Genomic DNA, 20,760 nt, shown 5'->3' on the forward strand with positions numbered 1-20,760 from the left:
AGTTAATGAGCAATATTATGAAAAATTCACTAAAAAAATTAACATTAGCCTCAGTTGCAGTAAGTTTGGCTATTGTGTCAACAGCAACTTTAGCTAAAGTTTCATCGACTGAGGTCGCAAAGTTAAGTAAAGAACTAACACCAATTGGCGCAGTACGTGCGGCCAATAAAGACGGTTCTATTCCTGCATGGAACGGTGGTATTACTTCTGTTCCTGCTGGCTATACCGTTGGTGATCACCATATAGACCCATTTTCTACCGACAAAGTAAAATACACGATCACTGCCGCTAACGTGGGTGAATATAAAGCCATGTTAACGCCGGGTCAGGTCAAGTTATTTGAAACATATCCTGATACTTATAAAATGAATGTTTACCAATCAAGACGTTCAGCTTCTTACCCTGAGCATGTTTATCAAGCAAGTATTGATAATGCCGGACGTACAGAATTAGTTGAAGGCGGTAATGGTATTGTTAACGCGGCTGTTGGTATCCCATTTCCGGTACCAAAAGATGGCTTAGAAGCTATTTGGAATCACATTTTACGTTATCGTGGTGAATCTTTAACACGAGAAGGGGGTCAAGCAGCTCCGACCGCTTCTGGTGATTATACTTATTTAGGTTTTGACGATCAGCTTATGATCCCATATGGGGTTAAAGGTGCTTCAGCAGATAAACTTAAAGAAACAAATATTTTGTTTAAGTTTAAGCAAAAAGTAACTGAACCAGCACGTTTAGCGGGTACCGCATTATTAGTTCATGAAACAATGAACCAAATACAAACACCACGCCAAGCTTGGACATACAACACCGGACAACGTCGTGTTCGCCGTGCACCAAATGTTGCTTATGACACGCCAGGTACAGCGTCTGATGGATTACGTACCACAGATGATTTCGACATGTTTAACGGCGCACCAAACCGTTACAACTGGACATTAAAAGGGAAACAGGAATTATTGATCCCTTACAATGATTATCGTTTACACAGCGACTCATTAAAATATGCGGATATTTTAATGCCAGGCCACATTAACCCAGAACATGTTCGTTATGAAAAACATCGTGTATGGGTTGTCGAAGCTAACTTAAAATCAGATACACGCCATACTTACAAAAAACGTGTTTTCTTTATTGATGAAGATAGCTGGCAAATTGCGGTAACCGATATTTACGATAACCGTGACGAGTTATATCGTGTTGGTGTTGCCCATGGTTTGAATTATTACGAAGTTCCTACACAATGGTCTACACTTGAAGTGTTCCATGATTTACAGTCTCGTCGCTACATAGCAATGGGCTTAGATAATGAAGCTAAAATGTATGACTTTTCAGCTGAGTTAGATGATATATCATTTACTTCTTCTGCATTAAGACGTGAAGGGCGCAGATAACCGCTAGGTTTAAACATTTATAACGGCTGACAACTGTCAGCCGTTATACTTTAAAAGATAAGAAACTTTAACAATGTCATGGATGATATGATAAAAGTAACACTTTAATTATTAACGAATGAGAATTCTTCTTTATGCAACGTCTGTTGGCTTTCCTTTTTAGCACTTTATTCTTCCTTAATGCTTTTTCACAGCAACTTCCTGCTATGCAAGCACCTTTAGCCAGTAAATCACTTATGCTTGATATTTTTAAAATCAACGATAAGCAGCTTGTCGCTGTAGGTGAACGTGGTCATATTTTACTTTCAAACGACGCAATTACATGGCGTCAAGCTAACGTTCCCGTTCGTTCAACCCTAACGGCAGTATATTTTATTGATGCTACTCATGGTTGGGCTGTTGGACATGACGCCACTATATTGTTTTCTAGTGATGGCGGCGAAAATTGGCAAGTACAACAATACTTACCCGTTAAGCAAAAACCTTTACTCGATATTATTTTCAAAGATAAAAATGAAGGCATAGCGATAGGCGCATACGGTCAGCAATACCGCACCAGTGATGGCGGTGAAAATTGGACATTTGAATTTCATGGTGAGTTTCTATTCCCTGAAGACCTCGCTTACTTAGAAGAATTAAAAGAACAAGATGAAGAGGCTTATTTAGATGAACAAGGCAGTATACTTGCTCACTTCAATAGCATCTTTAAAGACGGTCGTACGCTTTATATGGTGGGTGAAGTAGGTTTAATTGCTAAAAGCAATGATTTTGCCGAAAAATGGTTGCCGTTTGACAAAATATATCAAGGTTCATTTAATGATATTGCTCGCACTCAACAAGGAAATTTATTAGTTGTTGGTTTGCGCGGTAATATTTTTCGCAGTTTAAAAAGTGGCACGCCTTGGCAACATATTAATTCCAATACCCAAGCCTTATTAAATTCGATAGTGCTCGGTGATAACGGTAGTATTTTTGTCTTAGGAAATAATGGTGTTATTTTAAAAAGTGACGATGATGGCGCTAGCTTCTCTTTAAATATTCAAGCTGACGGCAAAGCGTTAATTAGCGGTGTTTGGTTTAATAACCAGTTAGTCATCGTTTCTGAAGTTGGTCTTAAAGTCATTGCACTGACTAAGTTAAAATAAAAGTAAATCGATAAATACGCTTACCGCCAATTCCACTGAAGCAGATGAAGTAAATTAAATGAAAATAGAATCCCTTATTAATGTTATCGAAGCCACTATGTTCCGTAAAAGAGTCATGGTGCTTGTTGCTTTCGTACTAGCCAGTATTTTTCTTGTTTTTCAAGCGAGCCAAATAAAGCTTGATGCGGCTTTTGAAAAGCACATTCCCCTTAATCATACCTACATGAAAACCTATCTTGAATATCGAGAAAACTTTGGTGGCGCTAATAACGTGCTTATCTCAGTTTGTGACACAGAAGGAGATATTTTTAATGAATCTTTCTTTGGCGCGCTAAAAGGTGTTCATGATCAGTTATTTTTCATTCCTGGTGTTGACCGTATTCAAGTTAAATCATTATATTCACCGAGCACCCGTTTTGTTGAAATTGTTGAAGACGGTTTTGCTGGTGGTCCGGTTATCCCGGCAAATTTTCAGCCTGATTCACAAGGTTTAGCTATTGTTAAAGCCAATATTGAGAAAGCAGGTATCGTTGGTAGTATTGTTGCCGACGATTACAGTTGTGCCATGGTTAAAGCGTCCTTAATGGATACAGACCCACAAACAGGGGCACGCTTAGATACACTTGTTATTGCTGAGCAACTTGAGCAACAAATTAGAGGAAAATTCGAAAAAGATAATATCAGCATCCATATTATTGGTTTTAGTAAGATGGTTGGCGATGTTGCTGAGGGCGCTAAAGGCGTTGTTGCTTTCTTTGCCATTGCGATTGTTATTACCACGCTGATGGTTTTTTGGTTTTGTCGTTCTATTTCTCTAACCCTTTTACCGATAGCATGTTCGCTGGTTGCCGTTGTTTGGCAGTTAGGTATGTTATCTACCTTAGGGTTTGGACTCGATCCGATGTCGATTCTAGTGCCGTTTTTAGTGTTTGCCATTGGTGTCAGCCATGGTGTACAAATGATTAACTCGGTCTCCAAACTGGTTAGTAAGGGAGCAACATCCAAAGAAGCCGCACAAATGAGCTTTCGCTTGTTGTTGATACCAGGCGGTATCGCCTTGCTGTCTGATACGGTCGGTTTCTTAACGTTACTTTCTATTGATATCGGTATTATTCGTGAATTGGCTATTACTGCATCTCTGGGTGTTGCTATGATTATTTTAACCAATTTAATTTTACTCCCTTTATTGGTTTCTTTTATTCATGTCCCTAAAGTTGAGCCTGAAATTGCAGATAAGAACAAAGTCACTGTTTGGGATGTAATGTCTTCGTTTGCTACCAAGCGAATTGCAACAGTTATACTTGTTATAACCGCTGTTTTATATGCTGCTGGATACTATTACTCACAAGACATGAAAATAGGAGAGCTTCATGCGGGCGCTCCATCTTTGCATGAGACATCACGTTATAATCAAGACACTTTTTTAATTACTGACCGTTATGCCATCAGTGTTGATTATATGTCAGTGATCGTTGAAAGCCCTGCTGATTCATGTACTTTTTACGAGACAATGGATTTAATAGATACCTTTCAATGGCAGATGGAAAATACGGTTGGTGTGCAATCAGCAATCAGTTTAGCGTCAGTAGCTAAAATTGTTAATGCTGGTTATAACGAAGGTAATGCTAGATGGCGTGTTCTATCTCGCAACCAACAAACATTAGTGCAATCAATTGCCCGAATACCTTCAACAAGTGGTCTATTGAACAGTGATTGTAGCGTTATGCCCGTGATTCTTTTCTTAGAAGATCACAAAGCTGAAACTATTAATCGAGTTGTTGATAAAGTAAAAGTTGTTACTCAGGCATTAGAAACAGACGAGGTTAAGTTTAAACTTGCCTCTGGCCCTGTTGGTGTTATGGCAGCGACTAATGAAGCTGTTGCTGAAGCACAAACGCCGATGATGCTTTACGTTTACGGCGCGGTAACTTTATTGTGTTTCATTAGCTTTAGAAGTGTGCGTGCCACGATTGTCGTTATCGTGCCGCTTTATGTCGTGTCAACGTTAGCGCAATGGTTAATGACCGCACTTGATATTGGCCTAACGGTTTCTACACTTCCGGTTATTGCTTTAGGTGTTGGTATTGGTGTTGATTACGGTATTTATATCTTATCAACGATGAGTATAAAATTACGTGAGGGTTACCAAGTTCAAGAAGCTTATTTACTCGCTTTGAAAGAGCGAGGCAGTGCAGTCTTAATAACGGGTGTTACTTTAGCGATTGGCGTTTCAACCTGGTTTTGGTCAGATTTGAAATTTCAAGTCGATATGGGAATACTCTTAACCTTCATGTTTTTGGTGAATATGATCGCTGCAGTACTGGTCCTACCTGCTATTGCTGCTTTTTTATGGCCTAATAAGAAATAAGGTTAATACGTTAAACCTGCATAAATAAACAAGAAAATGACCGAAAGGTCATTTTCTATTTATAACAAGTGAATAAACAATTACTCTCAGTAATTTTGACAAGCCGCTGTAAATAATTAATCACCATAAATAGTAAAATATTCCTCGCAATAGCCTAAAATTCTTAATAAAATCGCATATATAGTCTATTCTTTTAGACAATAATAAATATTTATATAAAAAATTATACAAATTACCCTGTTAATTGTTTTAAATAATCAATTTTGAAATGATTCAGTACAACAGCGTTTTATCCAAAAAGGAAAACGGCATGGCGTTAGTAGACGGTTTACCCTCAGTGATACTCTCGAATGTAGCACAGTTAATTCAGCAAAAAGTTCCCGCTAAGACAGCTCCGCTCGTTGAGCAGTTTGCAGAGCTCCTTTATAGCAATATTTCTACGCTTGATTTAGAGCATCGTAACGATAGTGATATGTACGGTGCGACGTTAAGTCTGTGGAATTCGTTAAATGGTCACCAAAATAATGCACCGGTGATTAAAGTTTTTAATCCTCAAGTTTCTAAGCATGGCTGGAAATCAAGTCATACTATTATCGAAGTCATTATCGCCGATATGCCATTTCTTGTTGATTCATTGCGAATTGCCCTTAACCGTTTAGGCTTATCACCGCATTTAATGTTAAATAGTCCTATTAATATTATTCGTGATGACAAAAATCAAATTACACGTTTATCGGCAGCCGCTAATAAATCGTTAAAATCGGCAACGGCTGTCGCTGTTTTCTTTATTGAAGTTGACCGTCAAACCGATCAAAAAGTCCTTGATAAAATAACCAAAGAGCTTCATTCAGTGGTTAATGACATTGCGATAACGGTTGACGATTGGCAAGCAATGCGTGCACGTCTTGGTGAAGTGATCACCGAAACAGCCGAAGCAAAATTACCTTGTTCAATCAATGATCATGATGACGCATTAGAGTTCTTAAAGTGGATGTTAAACGATAATTTCACTTTATTAGGCTATCGTTCATACAATGTTAAAACGTTAACAGGTGATATGGCACTCTCGGCCAATGTTGAATCAAGTTTAGGATTAATGAAGCGCTCTGATGGCACAGTAGAACGCTTAATTTCAACATTATCTAGTTCTGCTCGTGAGCTTGCTTTAGGGGTTAACCCGTTAATTTTGACCAAAACCAATTCTCGGTCACGCGTACATCGTCCTGCCCACCTAGATTATATTGGCGTAAAACGTTTCGATGCTAAAGGTAATGTTATTGGTGAGGAACGCTTTGTTGGTTTATTTGGCTCTGCTTATTATACCAATAGTGCCTTAGATTTACCGTTAATAAAGTCTAGAGTAACCACCGTTTGTGAAAGCTCTGGTTTTGCTCGTGGTACTCACGCATATAAAGCGATGATTAATATTTTAGAAACCTACCCACGTGACGAAATATTACAAAGTAGCACAGATGAATTATTAAAAAATGTTTTAGGCATTTTCCAAATGCAAGAGCGTGATTACTCTGGACTCTTTGTTCGCCGTGATGCCTTTGATCGTTTCTACTCTTGTATGGTCTATGTACCCAGAGAACGTTATAACACTGAATTACGTGTTAATACTCAAAAGTTACTCAAAGAAGCATTTGGTAGCGGTCAAGAAGTCGAGTTTACCACTTACTTTTCTGAATCAGCACAAGCGCGTACCCACTATATTGTTCGTGTTAAATCAACTAAAGCAGATATCAACGTGAAACAAATTGAAAAGAACTTAAATGAAGCAGCAAGAAGCTGGGATGATAAACTCGCAGCATCTCTGAACTCTCACAAAGGTGAAGCTAAAGGTAAAACATTAAGTCGTAAATACTGTAGTTTTCCACAATCTTACAAAGATGAAGTGTTACCGGGTACGGCAATCGTTGATATTGAAAAACTTGAGTCGTTATCAGCAGAAAACCCACTGGAAATGTTATTTTATCAACCACAAGAAGAAAGTGCTAACAGCCGTCACGTAAAATTAAAATTGTTCCATACGGGCGACCCCATCCACTTGTCAGATATTTTACCTATCCTTGAAAACTTCGGTTTACGTGTTATTGGTGAAAGCCCTTATTTAGTTAAAACATTAACGGGTGAACATTGTTGGATCTTAGACTTTTCGATGTTACTGACCGGACAAGGTAAGTTCACCCTTGAAATAGTACAAAACTTGTTCCAAGACGCCTTTGCAAAAGTTTGGGCGGGTGATTTAGAAGATGATGGTTTTAACCGTTTAATTTTAGGTGCCGAGCTTGGTGGTCGCGAAGTTTCTATTATCCGTGCTTATGCACGATATGAGCGTCAAATCGGTGGTACCTTTAGCCAAAGTTATATCGAAGATACTTTTGCTCGTTACCCTAATATTGCTGAGTTATTGATTAAATTCTTTATTTTCCGCTTTGATCCAACGACGAAAATTTCAGAAAAAGCGTTGAATAAAGTCAGTGCTGATATTGAAAAATCTCTCGATAATGTCGCTAACTTAGATGATGACCGTATTATCCGCCGTTTTGTTGAAATGATCAGTGCCACCATTCGTACTAACTATTTTCAACCTCATCCGATAACAGGTCAAAAATCTTACATTTCATTTAAGATTTTACCTCGCCAGATAAGTGATGTACCACTACCGCTTCCTGAATTCGAAATATTTGTTTATTCACCACAACTTGAAGGTGTTCATTTACGCGGTGGCAAAGTCGCCCGTGGTGGTTTACGTTGGTCAGACAGACAAGAAGATTTCCGCACTGAGGTTTTAGGCTTAGTAAAAGCTCAACAAGTTAAAAATACGGTTATTGTTCCTGTTGGCGCTAAAGGTGGTTTTGTTTGTAAACAACTCCCAGTAGGCGGTACTAGACAAGAAATATTTGAAGCAGGTAAAGAATGTTACCGTACCTTCATTCGTGGTTTGTTAGATCTTACCGACAACATTATTGATGGCGTAATTGTGCCACCATTGAATGTTGTTCGTCTTGATGACGATGACGCTTATTTGGTTGTTGCTGCCGATAAAGGCACGGCAACCTTCTCAGATACTGCTAATGCGATTTCCGACGAATATAACTTCTGGATGGGCGATGCGTTCGCTTCTGGTGGTAGTGTTGGCTATGACCATAAAGCGATGGGAATTACGGCTAAAGGCGCTTGGGAATCTGTTAAACGTCATTTCCGCGAAATGGATATTGATTGTCAAACAACTGATTTCACCTGTATTGCTATTGGTGATATGGCGGGTGATGTATTTGGTAATGGTATGTTGTTGTCAAAGCACATCCGTTTACAAGCAGCATTTAACCATATGCATATTTTTATTGACCCTAATCCCGACGCAGCAAGCTCTTATGTAGAGCGTGAACGTTTATTTAATATGCCGGGCTGTACTTGGGAAGATTACAACAAAGAATTAATTTCTGAAGGTGGTGCGATTTTCAGCCGTCATGTGAAATCTATCAAGTTAACACCACAAATTAAGAGAATGCTCGGTACGCAAAAACAAACCATGTCACCGATTGATCTAATGCAAGCCATTTTGAAAATGAAAGTGGATTTATTGTGGAATGGCGGTATCGGCACGTATGTTAAAAGTTCAAAAGAAAGCCATCTTGACGTTGGCGACAGAGCGAACGACTCATTGCGTATCAATGGCAAAGAATTACAAGCCAAAGTTGTTGGCGAGGGTGGTAACTTAGGTTTTACCCAACTGGGTCGTGTTGAGTTTGGTTTACGTGGTGGACGAATTAATACTGATGCTGTTGATAATGCCGGCGGTGTTGATTGTTCTGATAATGAAGTCAACATTAAAATATTATTAAACAGTTTAGTACAAAATGGTGACTTAACCGTTAAACAACGTAATCAGTTACTTTATGATATGACTGATGATGTCGGTAAAATTGTTATAGAAGATTGTTATCGCCAAACCCATTCATTGTCTATTACGGCAATGCGTGGCGTTAAACAATTAAAAGAGCAAGAGCGTTTTATCCATGGCTTAGAAAAAGCGGGTAAATTAGATCGTGCTTTAGAATTTATTCCAACGGATGATGAAATCTCTGAGCGTTTATCTAAAGGTCAAGGCTTAACTCGCCCAGAACTTTCAGTGCTACTTGCCTATGGTAAAATGGTCTTAAAAGAAGATTTGGTTTGTCCAGGTATCACGGACAACCCTTATCACAATCGTTTATTACTTGAAGCTTTCCCTCCACAATTACAGGTTAAGTATCAAGAACAAATGCAACTGCATCCACTGCGTGCTGAAATTATAGCGACAAAATTAGCCAATGATATTGGTAACGATATGGGTTTCAATTTTGTTAATCGCATGCATGAAGAAACAGGTGCAACGGTTGCTGAAATCGCCAATTGTTATGTTATGGCCAGTGAAGTTTTCGAGTTATCAACCATTTGGAACGAAATTACCGAATTAGATAATAAAATTTCGACTTCTATTCAAACTGAAATGTTATTTCAAATGCGCCGTACGGTACGACGAGCAACACGTTGGTTCTTACGCCATCGTAATAAAGCGTTAGGTATTGCTGAAACAATCGCTATGTATCGCCCAACGTTTGAAAATTTAGCCAACAATTTAGATAAGTTATTGGTAACCGCAGAAGTTGAACAACTACAACGTGTTGAAACAGATCTAGTTGGAACAGGCGTTCCAGTGAAAATCGCAAAACGTATTTCACAGTTAAGTTCATTATTCCCGGTAATGGATATTGCTGATATTTCAATAGCGGATAATCGTCCAATTGAATTAGTTGCTGACTTATACTTCAAGCTAGGTGTTCGTTTAGACTTGCATTGGTTCTTAGATCAAATCACTAGCCAACCGGTATCTAATCACTGGCAAGCGCTTGCTAGAGCTTCATTTAGAGAGGAACTTGATTGGCAGCAACGTTCATTAGCACAAGTCGTTTTACGCTGCGATTGTGGTGTTGAACAACCTGAAGTCGAAGCCTTACTTAATAACTGGATTGAGACGAATGCTCAACCACTTGAACGTTGGAACCAAATCTTAGCTGACTTTAGAATTGGTCGCACGCATGAGTTTGCAAAGTTCTCTGTTGCGCTAAGAGAGTTAATGTTACTGAGTTTAAATTGCGATCCAGCAAAATAAGTCAAAGCCATTAATCAAGCTTTAACGAGATTGATTTAACTGATAAAATCCTCACTACTAAGTGGGGATTTTTTTTAGGTCGTTGTCGATTTTGATTAAAGTTTTTTCGCGTTAACTTATCCGTCCAGAGGCAATATGTTTTATTCCGCAATTCGTAAAGTATTATTCAAGTTTGATCCTGAAGCTATTCATGAGCTGACAATAAAAGGCTTTAAAGCCTCGGGTTCAACACCATTAAATTTACTTTATAAACAAAACATTACTGATAAACCAGTCGAAGCCATGGGTATTACCTTTCCTAATCCTGTTGGGTTAGCGGCTGGATTAGACAAAAATGGCGAATGCATTAACGCGTTTGATGCCATGGGATTTGGCTTTGTTGAGATAGGAACTGTGACACCTAAGCCACAACCGGGTAACCCAAAACCGCGTATTTTCCGTTTACCGACAGTAAATGCAGTTATAAACCGCATGGGCTTTAATAACAAAGGCGTTGATTACTTAATTGATCAAGTACGTAAAGCAAATTTTAAAGGCGTGCTGGGTATTAATATTGGTAAAAATAAAGATACCCCAGATGATCAAGCTAAAGACGATTATCTTATTTGTATGCGTAAAGTTTATAACTACGCAACCTACATCACCATAAATATCTCATCACCAAATACGCCAGGTTTACGTTCATTACAATATGGTGATGCATTAAATGAGCTATTAGCCGCGCTTAAAGCGGAACAAAAAGTACTGACCGAACTGCATAGTAAATATGTACCGTTAGCCGTAAAAATAGCACCAGATTTAAGCAAAGAAGAGATTGAATCGATTGCCCAGTGTTTGATCAGCAATAATATTGATGGCGTTATTGCCACTAATACCACACTTTCACGTGAAGGTGTGATTGGCTTAGAGCATGGAGAAGAACAGGGTGGTCTCAGTGGTGAGCCAGTAAAAGACAAAAGTACCGAGGTTATTCGTTTATTAGCAATAGCCCTAGATAATAAATTACCTATAATCGGTGTTGGCGGTATTTCGAGTGGCCGTGATGCACAAGAGAAAATAGCGGCGGGTGCTAAATTAGTACAAGTTTATACTGGCTTTATATACCAAGGTCCTGAATTGGTTAAAGACATAGTGAATAGTCTTTAACTGACGAGTTCAATGGTTTAACGCTATTTCTTACACTTGTTTATATATGGGGTAGCGTTAACTCACTGGCAATTAAATTCAGTACCTTGTGCAGTTTTACTTGAATATAGCGAGGTAATAATTTTTTCTCTTGCGCTAACAGAGTTAACTCAGCTGGCGTTATCGCAATAAAACATTTTACCTGCTGATGTTCTTTTTGGTAAACACTGAAAACATCATCAGCAAAATAGCTAATCTCTCCCTGATGATCTTTAGTTATCTCTTCATCAACAAATTGCTGGGTTTCTAGATAGAGATTGATTAATAAAATATTTTTTTCATCACCATACCAATTTGCGGTCAATGTTTGAAAATTAAATTGTGCTTCAAGCTTATTACACACTGACTTTATCTGAGTAAACTGTTCTATTAAATCGTTACCCGGCATAATAGCGATTGGTAGCTGTTCTGTCATAGTTTTAAGGTTGCTTTGAATTTCAAATTTAAACATTATCAATATTAATTAGTAACATAAAGCATAAAAGGCTTTTTATTGCCTTTGCCTAACATTATTTTGCTGGTCGTTTTCATCATTAGGATTGATTTTGGACATTTCTTTCTTCTCTTTAGACCTCTGGGTTTATTTCACTTTACTTGCCGCTGTTATGCAGGCTATTCGCACCGCTGGACAAAAGAAGCTATCGGGACATTTAAGTGCGATGGCGACGACAGGTGTGCGCTATATCTATGCGCTGCCTTTTGCTTTTATATATTTGCTCTTTATTACCGAACAGCGAGCAGTGACTTTACCTGTGCTTAACAGTCATTTTCTTATGTACGCGCTTATCGCTTGTCTGATGCAGATTATTGGGACTTTTTGTTTGGTTGCGGCCTTTAAATATCGTAATTTTGCGGTAGCGACAAGTTTAGCTAAAACTGAAGCTATTCAAGTTGCTGTCGTGGGAGCCTTGTTCTTTTCAGTTTCCTTATCATTGCTAGCGTGGTTATCTGTTTTTATTGGTGTAATAGGCGTGTTAATTGTCTCAAAAGTAAAATTTACGGTTACTGATATTTTTAAAAACCCTGGCGCTGGTTTTGGCTTATCTTCAGGCTTAGCCTTAGCCATTACGACCTTATTAATTAGAGAATCAAGCTTGGCCCTAAACACAGATTTAATGGTTAGTGCCGCTGTTACTTTGTTGTTTATGGTTGGCGTACAGTCCGTCATATCAATTATTTATCTTAGTTTAAAAGATAGAAAGCAACTTACCTTAATGGCTAAACATTGGCGTATGTGTTTATTTGTTGGCATAACCAGCGTTATTGGTTCAATTGGTTGGTTTACTGCCGCTAGTTTTCAAAATGCAGCCCATGTGAAGGCACTAGGACAAGTAGAGTTTTTTATTACTTTATTATTAACTTACCGAATTTTTAAGGAACGTATTAGTCGAATTGAATACCTAGGTATGTTATTAATTATTGTTAGTGTGGTTATTTTATTACTCTGGGCATAGTGGCTAGCGTCTGTTTTTGCTACACTCGCAGAAAATTATTATTGTATTAATTAAATTGGATTAAAAATGAAAATTGCAGATAAAACCGTTGTTCAATTTCACTACACCTTAAAAGATGAAGCTGGCAATGAAATTGAATCATCATACGCGGGTGATCCTTTAGCCTATCTTCATGGCTATAAAAATATGTTAGTCGGTGTTGAAAATGCCTTAGTGGGTAAAGAAGTAGGCAACAAATTTTCAGTCACGCTACAACCAGAAGATACTTACGGTGAGCGTAAAGAAGATATGATCCAACGTGTTCCAGCAAAACATCTACAAGACGGTCAAGGGACCACTAAATGGCAAGCTGGCATGACAGCTTCTGTTGAAACCGAGCAAGGTCAACGTCAAGTGACTATTGTTAAAGCAGGTAAGTTTATGGTCACTGTTGATATTAACCCACCCCTTGCTGGTATGGTATTAACCTTTGACTTAGACGTCATTGATGTACGTGCTGCTACAGATGAAGAAATTGAACATGGTCACGCACATGGCGCTGGCGGTCATCACCACTAAATTTTCTTAGTTAAAGTGGTCATTTATTTGAATGTTAAAGGTCAGCTCTGCTGACCTTTTTTATATTGAGTTGCTGAGTGTATTTTAAAGTTAATCATCAACTTTATTTATTGAAAGCACATACATCTCATTATTTAAATTTGCTTGCCAGCATATATTTAAATTATAGAGTTTCATGCCATAGATTTTATCATCGTCTTGTCGCTTTTTATAAGCGGGCCTAGGGTCCTGCGCTAAGACTTGTTCAATAAACAGTGCTAGCTCTGGATACTCTCGTTGATACTTTTGCATATCATCTTGTGCTTGCTGAGAAAACTTGGTGGTTAACGCGTGCAAGGGTTGTTGTTGTGCAAAGCCGGCCTGTGCACCATCAATACTATCAGAGTAGGGAATATAAGGTTTAATATCAACAACGGGCGTTTGATCAAGCAGGTCTAGTCCAGAAATATTAATAACAGTTTGTTTGTTGTTTTGCGTAATACCCTCTAACTTTACTACCGACATACCAATCGGATTAGGTCTGAATGTAGAGCGAGTGGCTAATACCCCCAGTTTTTTATTTCCTCCCAAGCGAGGTGGTCTCACGAGCGGTTTCCAACCTTGGCGCTGCGTCCCATGAAATATAAACAATACCCACAGGTGGCTAAATTGCTCAATGCCACGAAGCAACTCTTGGTTATTGGCATCATCAAGTAATAAAATTGAGCCTTGTGCTGCACTCACTAGACCCGGTTGACGAGGAATAGCGAATTTTTCTTTGTAGGGAGAATTAACGCGACCAATATAGTTGAAGGTTACCTGGTTTTCAGGTGATACAGTCATTAGTTAATCTTTTTAAGCGGTTCAACTTGATAAGACATACCATAGCAGACAAGCGTTGCAATACATTGCTTATTTGCTTGGTCGTCATCAATCAACGCACAACCACTAAAAATTATCGCATTCGCTTGTTGTTGAGCTGCTTGTCTACGTGCTTCAGTTCTTGCCGCTATTTTATCTGGTAAGGCATGATGACTTTTTGCCTGGCAATCTTCACCCTCAACTAAGCCAATAAGTTTGTAGCGGCCAGGAAATTCACTTTCATCTTGAAAAACTTTTACCTGTGCATGGCTAAAGTATGTTTGAAAATTTTCTTTGTCCAAATTTGTTGAAACAGTATATTGAGATGAGCATGCTGATAATCCGATTAACGTCAGCATTAGTATTAATTTATTGTTGGTTTTACTTATTGTCTTCATTTTTATCACTAGGTTACTTACTTATATTTGCTTTAACAGGGGCTTTATTACTGATCCAATAATTAAATAATTTATCAATAACGTTACTTTGTTGTTTCATATTTATCCAATTACGCATAAACAGTTCAAAAGCTTGATCGTTATGATTAATCGGGAATGCCATAGATATAGGTGCTAAGACAGGTTTAGGCACAATAACTGTGTACTCAGGATATAATAATGTCCAGGCAGAAGCTGCTGCAGCACCAAATAGCATACCATCAAAATGTTGGTGCTTTTCTTTAAAGAATAATCTGGGTGTTGATATTTTCCAGGCCTTATTATGAATAAAGTTGCGTTCAACAGCTGTTTGGTAAAAGAAAGTTTCAGGTATACCGATAATCAGCGCTTTATTTTCAATAATTTTAGACCATTGCTTAAACTCTACACGTCTTTCATCTTTTACAATAAAGGCTAGTGATTGCTGAGAATAAGGCACCGTAAGGGTGAACTTAGTCATATTATCTGGGATAACTGGAATACCTGTCGTGATATCCAAATAGCCTGATTGTAAGAGTGCTTCCGCTTGATGATGAAATATTTTTACAAATTCAACATTTACGTTGAGGTCAATGGCGAGTTGATTCATTATTTCAATATCAAAACCGACCAACTTACCGTTATTGTTATGAAAGGCGTAAGGTAAGTCATCTCTGAAATAGCCAACCCTAATAAAACCACGTTGTTGAATTCGTTTTAGCACAGGAGAAAATGTAGGTTTGGTAACAACATTCGCAGGGCTGTTTTCGAGGTAGTTGCTTTCAACACCAGTGAACAAAAAGTCTCGCTCTATAAATTTGGTATAGCCTTGATACTGGTGACTTATAGTGTCAAAACTGAAACGTAAGGAGATAAATGCCAATACAGAAACAAGCGGAATTATCGCTAAGTTACGCAGCAGTACACGCCATTTTATAGTAAAGCGCTTTAACATTGCCGTGGCAATTAATAGCGGTAAACAGCTAGAAAATACCACTGAAAAAATAGCACTTAACCGAGCGCCAATAAGGTTCTCTGCCACTAAATAAAAGTCGAACATAGCACCGGAAACATTAAACAATTCTAGTAAATTTTGCATCGCTAATGTTGTGCTACCAAATAACTGTGGCAAGCCAGCAACGACTAGATTGATATGATCAGTAAAAGAAATATGGGCACCAGAGAACCAAGCGGCAAAGAGCACAAAAAGTAAAGCAAGTAGCTTACCACCGACGGGTAAACTAAAAGATATTGGCACAATAATCTCTGATATTTTTTCAAGATCGCTATCTTGAGGATATTTTTGCTTAAGTAATTTTTTAGTGTTTTCAACAATCACGGGCAATACTGAAAAGAAGCTGCCCGTAGCGAAAGCAGTGATCATTGGCTCGCGAGACACACTAACTATTTCTCGATAACCAAAAGGGGTGACCGTTGCAACAATGGCGGGGAATACCACAAAACAAAGCAGAGTTACCAAAACTATTGCACTAAGCATGTAAACAACTAAACCATCGAGTTGGCTTGCATCAAGAGTAACAGCGGCACGCCAACCGATACAAAATATACCCAAGGGGGCAAATTTCATAATAAAACCATTAATGTTTGCGGTTGCTTGTTGTAAGTTTGAAAGCATTAACAAGGTTTGTCTTTTAGATTTTATCTTCATTAAACCAAGCCCCATACAGATACTAAAAAAAACTACCGCAGGGATTAAAGTATTTGCTAAGGCATTAAAAGGGTTTGCCGAGATAAATAAGTCAACCAAGCTAAATTCTGGCACAGATTGTATAGTGTTATTAGAATAAAACTCGGCATGTTGCCATTGAGGAAAGGACAAAGGGGTGCTAAAAATAAAAAATAGTACGACCGCTATCATCATTAAGATAATCAATAAACTTTGTTTAGAGACCTTTTTGGCTTTACTCGGGGTAAGCCCACCTATACCAACAACCAGTGATAGCACAATATAAGGCAGTACGGTCATTTGCAGGGCAGTAACAAAAGCATTGGCGGTGTTATCAATCACTGAATATTCGGTTGAAAAGTAATACCCCATCAACAACCCAAGAAACATCGCTAAGATAATTTGTACTAATAACGGTGGTTTAACAAACAACATTAAAATATTGTACTCATAAGTATTTTGCCATAATGATTGTAACGAACTATTTGAAAATTATAATACAAAAAAGCAGTGAACGTTCACTGCTTTTATTTCTTTGGTATTAACAGCTAACTGAGGGTTGTTATTTCACCCGCATACCCGGTTGTGCACCGTCGTCAGGATTTAATATCCATAAATCTTTACCACCAGGGCCTGCCGCAAGCACCATGCCTTCAGACATACCAAAACGCATTTTTCTTGGCGCCAAATTAGCAACCATCACGGTATGTTTACCAATTAAATCTTCTGGTTGATACGCTGACTTAATACCGGCAAACACTTGGCGTGTTTCACCACCTTCTTCTTTTGAATCAAGAGCAAGGGTCAAACGTAACAGTTTATCAGCTTTTTCTACATGCTCGGCATTAATGATTTTTACTATACGCAAATCAATTTTAGCAAAATCGTCAAATTGAATTTCTTCGCTAATAGGATCACACCCTAATGGATCATTAAGAGCCGCACTATTATCGACGATTTTTTCTTTTTTCGCTTTTTTTACCGGTTTTTCAGCGTCATCTTTAACAAGTAAATTGTCTTTCGATGCATCTGTCATTGCGTTAACTTTATCCATGTCGACACGCTGTAGTAAGGCTTTAAATTTATTGATCTTGTGGCTCGTCAATAATTTTTTATGTCCTTCCCAGGTTAATTCATCATTTAAAAACGTCGCTGTGCTATCGGCTAATACGGGTAATACCGGCTTTAAATAAATCATTAAGGTACGAAACATATTGATACCTAGCGAACAGATGTCTTGCACTTCTTGCTGCTTAGTTTCATCTTTCACTAACTGCCATGGTTCTTTTACGGCTATATATTCGTTAACTTTGTCGGCCAATGCCATTATTTCACGCATACCACGGGCAAAATCACGCGCTTCATAGTGAGCTGCAATAGAGTCACCTGCCGCCATGACCTCTTCAGCGAGAGCTGGGTTGTCAATGTTTTCTGACAACATACCATCAAAGCGTTTAGTGATAAAACTGGCACAACGTGAGGCAATATTAACCACTTTACCCACTAAGTCTGAATTGACTCGTTGGGCAAAATCTTCAAGATTTAAGTCTAAATCATCAATTTTATGGGTTAATTTAGCGGCATAGTAATAACGTAAATATTCAGGGTTTAAATGATCTAAATATGTACGACCTTTAATAAAGGTACCTTTAGACTTAGACATTTTTGCGCCATTAACAGTAACAAAACCATGAGCATGCACTGCCGTTGGTTTTCTAAAACCTGCACCTTCGAGCATAGCTGGCCAGAATAAACTATGAAAATATATAATGTCTTTACCAATAAAATGGTAGAGCTCAGCTTCCGAGTCAAGCGCCCAAAATGCATCAAAATCGATACCGGTTTTATCACATAAGTTTTTGAAACTGCCCATGTAACCAATAGGAGCGTCTAGCCAGACATAAAAGTATTTGCCCGGAGCATTGGGTATTTCAAAGCCAAAATAAGGAGCGTCGCGGCTAATATCCCATTGTTGTAAACCAGACTCAAACCATTCAGCTAACTTATTAGCCATTTCATCTTGCAATGCGCCACTTCGTGTCCAATCTTGCAACATCTCACTAAAAGCAGGCAAGTCAAAGAAGTAGTGCTCTGAATCTTTTAATACTGGTGTTGCGCCAGAAACAACTGAACGCGGGTTTAGCACTTCAGTGGGCGAATACGTCGCGCCACACTCGTCACAGCTATCGCCGTTTTGATCGGCTGCCTGACACTTAGGACAAGTGCCCTTTACAAAGCGGTCAGGTAAGAACATCCCTTTTTCTGGATCGTATAGTTGAGAGATGACTCTAGTTTTAATATGACCTTTAGCATGCAAACGATTATAAATTTCGTGAGCAAACGCTTCATTCTCTGGACTATGCGTTGAATGATAGTTATCGAAACTAATATGAAAGTCTGCAAAGTCGCTCATATGCTCTTCACGGACACCATTGATCATTTCTTCAGGTGTTACCCCTAACTCATGCGCTTTAAGCATAATAGGCGTGCCATGGGCATCATCAGCACAAACAAAATAAGTTTCATGGCCGCGCATACGTTGAAAACGCACCCAAATATCGGTCTGAATATGTTCGAGTAAATGACCTAAATGAATAGAGCCATTGGCATAAGGCAGCGCACAAGTTACAAGAATTTTACGTTTATTTTTAGCAGTTGATGATGACTCTGATAACGACATATAAAGTTTACATTTATTGGTGGTAATTATGAGGGGAATGGTACAGAATTTGTAATTACTTTTCATTAATAATTATTGCCTAAACGCGATAAAGTGCCTTTTAAAATGTTCTCAAAGATATTTTCGTCAAAAACACTCCCCAGTGACGCTAAACAAACGCTTGTTGATAGCTTAAATCGTTATCGAAGTGAAAATTTTCCTCAAGGAATTCTATATCCTGATATTGACCCTGAAATTACCTTAGAAAAAGGTAATGATATTGTCATTAAATTGTCTTTACCTTTCCCTTGCAATAGTGAAATACAATTATTAACTGAAATGCTTACTAAAGAAGTTAAGCAGACCGTTCGTTTTGATGTTAAGTACAATGTTAAGCCGGTTCGCCGCCATGAACTCTTAGGTATAAAGAATATTATTGCTATTGCCTCTGGAAAAGGTGGAGTAGGGAAGTCGACGACAGCAGTTAATCTTGCTTATGCGTTAATCGCAGAAGGAGCCTCGGTTGGCATTTTAGACGCTGACATTTATGGCCCATCAGTTCCTACATTACTGGGTTTAAAAGGAGCAAAGCCTAGCTCTGATGATGGTAAGTTACTCACGCCAATAAATGCTAATGGTTTAAGCGCAATGTCGCTGGGTTTTTTAGTCGATGAAGATGATGCAACTGTTTGGCGAGGCCCAATGGCAAGCAGAGCTTTTAGTCAATTACTCAACGAAACTGATTGGCAAGGTATAGATTATTTAATTGTTGATATGCCCCCAGGCACCGGTGATATTCAATTAACGTTATCACAACAAGTACCCGTGGCAGCTTCTGTGGTTATTACCACACCACAAGATATAGCACTGGCTGATGCGATAAAGGGTATTGCGATGTTTGAACAAGTAAAAGTACCTGTGCTCGGTATTATTGAAAATATGAGTTATCACCAATGCGAAAATTGTGGTCATCAATCACACTTGTTTGGTGAAGGTGGAGGTCAACGGGTTGCCAATAAATATGATACGCAACTTTTAGGACAACTGCCGCTTGATGTCAGTATTCGTCGCGATGCAGACCAAGGGGTTTCGCCATTATTAACAGATAACACTAGTAACATCAGTGAGCAATACCGTAAGATAGCGCGAACTATCGCTGCACAGTTATATCTGCAGTTGGATTCACGCAGTCCAAATACCGCAAAACTATTGATTGAAGATTAGCCTTTATAGCTAATTCCCTAACCTTAAAGTAATAACGTAAGAAGAACTAACATGAGATTGTCCGACAAAGACATAGAAACATCGCTTGAAAGAGGTGAAATTATTATTACCCCTGCACCCGATAGCAGTATGATTTCAGGGGTAAGTGTTGATATTCGTTTAGGTAACGAATTTCGCGTTTTTCAAGATCATACCGCACCTTATATCGACTTAAGTGGTCCCAAAGCTGAAATGCAAAAAGCGATGGACTCAGTGATGAGTGATGAAATTGTTATCGCTGATGGTGAGGCTTTCTTTTTACATCCAGGTGAATTAGCGCTAGCGGTTACCTATGAGTCGGTCACTCTACCTGATAATATCGTTGGTTGGTTGGATGGTCGTTCATCATTAGCGCGCTTGGGCTTAATGGTCCATGTTACCGCACATCGCATCGATCCTGGTTGGTCTGGGCAGATTGTTTTAGAGTTTTATAATAGTGGTAAGCTTCCCTTGGCACTTCGCCCTAAAATGAAGATAGCGGCACTAAACTTTGAAACTATGTCTTCAAGCGCTGCACGTCCTTATAATAAACGTGAAGATGCAAAATATAAAAATCAAACAGGTGCTGTTGCTAGCCGTATTAGTCAAGACGAAGCTTCTAAAAACTAAAAACTAAAAACTAAAAACTAA

The 20,760-nt window shown here is 38.5% G+C and carries 14 protein-coding genes; 9 read left to right on the top strand and 5 right to left on the bottom strand.

Annotated features, from left to right (window positions below):
* The first annotated feature begins 17 nt into the window (after positions 1-17).
* From H4J75_RS06915 to pyrD, 5 genes are all read left to right on the top strand, one after another.
* Positions 18-1,394 carry a DUF1329 domain-containing protein gene (locus tag H4J75_RS06915; RefSeq protein WP_182214217.1) on the top strand — a complete coding sequence of 459 codons (1,377 nt, stop codon included), beginning with the start codon at positions 18-20 and terminating at the stop codon, positions 1,392-1,394.
* A gap of 134 nt (positions 1,395-1,528) precedes the next feature.
* Entirely contained in the window at positions 1,529-2,539 is a 1,011-nt protein-coding gene (locus H4J75_RS06920) for a YCF48-related protein (RefSeq protein WP_182214219.1), read from the top strand.
* Positions 2,540-2,597: 58 nt separating this feature from the next.
* Positions 2,598-4,907 (top strand): RND family transporter, encoded by a 2,310-nt coding sequence (locus H4J75_RS06925; protein WP_182221718.1) that lies wholly within the window; start codon positions 2,598-2,600, stop codon positions 4,905-4,907.
* A gap of 310 nt (positions 4,908-5,217) precedes the next feature.
* Positions 5,218-10,068 carry an NAD-glutamate dehydrogenase gene (locus H4J75_RS06930; protein ID WP_182221719.1) on the top strand — a complete coding sequence of 1,617 codons (4,851 nt, stop codon included), beginning with the start codon at positions 5,218-5,220 and terminating at the stop codon, positions 10,066-10,068.
* Positions 10,069-10,203: 135 nt separating this feature from the next.
* Positions 10,204-11,214, top strand: a complete 1,011-nt coding sequence (gene pyrD / locus H4J75_RS06935) for a quinone-dependent dihydroorotate dehydrogenase (protein WP_182221720.1) — start codon at positions 10,204-10,206, stop codon at positions 11,212-11,214.
* Positions 11,215-11,254: 40 nt separating this feature from the next.
* On the opposite strand, the gene H4J75_RS06940 is transcribed toward pyrD, so the two are convergent.
* Positions 11,255-11,668: a hypothetical protein gene (locus H4J75_RS06940; protein WP_182221721.1), complete on the bottom strand. Its 414-nt coding sequence runs from the start codon at positions 11,666-11,668 to the stop codon at positions 11,255-11,257.
* A gap of 130 nt (positions 11,669-11,798) precedes the next feature.
* Between H4J75_RS06940 and H4J75_RS06945 the strand changes: the two genes are divergently transcribed.
* Together H4J75_RS06945 and H4J75_RS06950 are read left to right on the top strand one after the other, a co-directional pair.
* The gene (locus H4J75_RS06945) at positions 11,799-12,707 is read left to right on the top strand and encodes a DMT family transporter (protein ID WP_259366380.1); all 909 of its coding nucleotides are present in this window, start codon (positions 11,799-11,801) and stop codon (positions 12,705-12,707) included.
* A 66-nt stretch (positions 12,708-12,773) separates the two neighbouring features.
* On the top strand, positions 12,774-13,265 hold the full coding sequence (locus H4J75_RS06950) for a peptidylprolyl isomerase (RefSeq protein WP_182170177.1): 492 nt from the start codon (positions 12,774-12,776) through the stop codon (positions 13,263-13,265).
* Positions 13,266-13,355: 90 nt separating this feature from the next.
* Here the strand turns inward: H4J75_RS06950 and tsaA are convergent, their stop codons facing one another.
* From tsaA to metG, 4 genes are all read right to left on the bottom strand, one after another.
* Positions 13,356-14,087 carry a tRNA (N6-threonylcarbamoyladenosine(37)-N6)-methyltransferase TrmO gene (tsaA, locus tag H4J75_RS06955; protein ID WP_182221722.1) on the bottom strand — a complete coding sequence of 244 codons (732 nt, stop codon included), beginning with the start codon at positions 14,085-14,087 and terminating at the stop codon, positions 13,356-13,358.
* Complete coding sequence (rcsF, locus tag H4J75_RS06960) at positions 14,087-14,503, bottom strand: Rcs stress response system protein RcsF (RefSeq protein WP_182214230.1); 417 nt, start codon at positions 14,501-14,503, stop codon at positions 14,087-14,089. The genes tsaA and rcsF overlap by 1 nt, the downstream gene beginning before the upstream one ends.
* 13 nt (positions 14,504-14,516) lie before the next feature.
* On the bottom strand, positions 14,517-16,643 hold the full coding sequence (locus H4J75_RS06965; RefSeq protein WP_182214231.1) for a cation:dicarboxylate symporter family transporter: 2,127 nt from the start codon (positions 16,641-16,643) through the stop codon (positions 14,517-14,519).
* Between the two features lie 127 nt (positions 16,644-16,770).
* Complete coding sequence (gene metG, locus H4J75_RS06970) at positions 16,771-18,888, bottom strand: methionine--tRNA ligase (RefSeq protein WP_182214233.1); 2,118 nt, start codon at positions 18,886-18,888, stop codon at positions 16,771-16,773.
* A 105-nt stretch (positions 18,889-18,993) separates the two neighbouring features.
* Here metG and apbC point away from each other — a divergent pair, with 105 nt between their 5' ends.
* Positions 18,994-20,091, top strand: a complete 1,098-nt coding sequence (gene apbC, locus H4J75_RS06975) for an iron-sulfur cluster carrier protein ApbC (RefSeq protein WP_182214235.1) — start codon at positions 18,994-18,996, stop codon at positions 20,089-20,091.
* A 51-nt stretch (positions 20,092-20,142) separates the two neighbouring features.
* Positions 20,143-20,739 (top strand): dCTP deaminase, encoded by a 597-nt coding sequence (dcd, locus tag H4J75_RS06980; protein WP_070376602.1) that lies wholly within the window; start codon positions 20,143-20,145, stop codon positions 20,737-20,739.
* Positions 20,740-20,760: the final 21 nt, after the last annotated feature.

Source organism: Colwellia sp. BRX10-1 (assembly GCF_014077545.1).
In the GTDB taxonomy this organism is placed as follows: Bacteria; Pseudomonadota; Gammaproteobacteria; order Enterobacterales; family Alteromonadaceae; genus Colwellia_A.

Excerpts from the sequence above, each read along its gene's own strand:
- metG (WP_182214233.1), bottom strand. The coding sequence starts at position 18,888 with ATGTCGTTATCAGAGTCATCATCAACTGCTAAAAATAAACGTAAAATT.
- pyrD (WP_182221720.1), top strand. The coding sequence starts at position 10,204 with ATGTTTTATTCCGCAATTCGTAAAGTATTATTCAAGTTTGATCCTGAA.
- H4J75_RS06920 (WP_182214219.1), top strand. The coding sequence starts at position 1,529 with ATGCAACGTCTGTTGGCTTTCCTTTTTAGCACTTTATTCTTCCTTAAT.
- H4J75_RS06965 (WP_182214231.1), bottom strand. The coding sequence starts at position 16,643 with ATGTTGTTTGTTAAACCACCGTTATTAGTACAAATTATCTTAGCGATG.
- dcd (WP_070376602.1), top strand. The coding sequence starts at position 20,143 with ATGAGATTGTCCGACAAAGACATAGAAACATCGCTTGAAAGAGGTGAA.
- apbC (WP_182214235.1), top strand. The coding sequence starts at position 18,994 with ATGTTCTCAAAGATATTTTCGTCAAAAACACTCCCCAGTGACGCTAAA.
- H4J75_RS06915 (WP_182214217.1), top strand. The coding sequence starts at position 18 with ATGAAAAATTCACTAAAAAAATTAACATTAGCCTCAGTTGCAGTAAGT.
- H4J75_RS06940 (WP_182221721.1), bottom strand. The coding sequence starts at position 11,668 with ATGACAGAACAGCTACCAATCGCTATTATGCCGGGTAACGATTTAATA.
- tsaA (WP_182221722.1), bottom strand. The coding sequence starts at position 14,087 with ATGACTGTATCACCTGAAAACCAGGTAACCTTCAACTATATTGGTCGC.
- rcsF (WP_182214230.1), bottom strand. The coding sequence starts at position 14,503 with ATGAAGACAATAAGTAAAACCAACAATAAATTAATACTAATGCTGACG.
- H4J75_RS06925 (WP_182221718.1), top strand. The coding sequence starts at position 2,598 with ATGAAAATAGAATCCCTTATTAATGTTATCGAAGCCACTATGTTCCGT.
- H4J75_RS06930 (WP_182221719.1), top strand. The coding sequence starts at position 5,218 with ATGGCGTTAGTAGACGGTTTACCCTCAGTGATACTCTCGAATGTAGCA.
- H4J75_RS06950 (WP_182170177.1), top strand. The coding sequence starts at position 12,774 with ATGAAAATTGCAGATAAAACCGTTGTTCAATTTCACTACACCTTAAAA.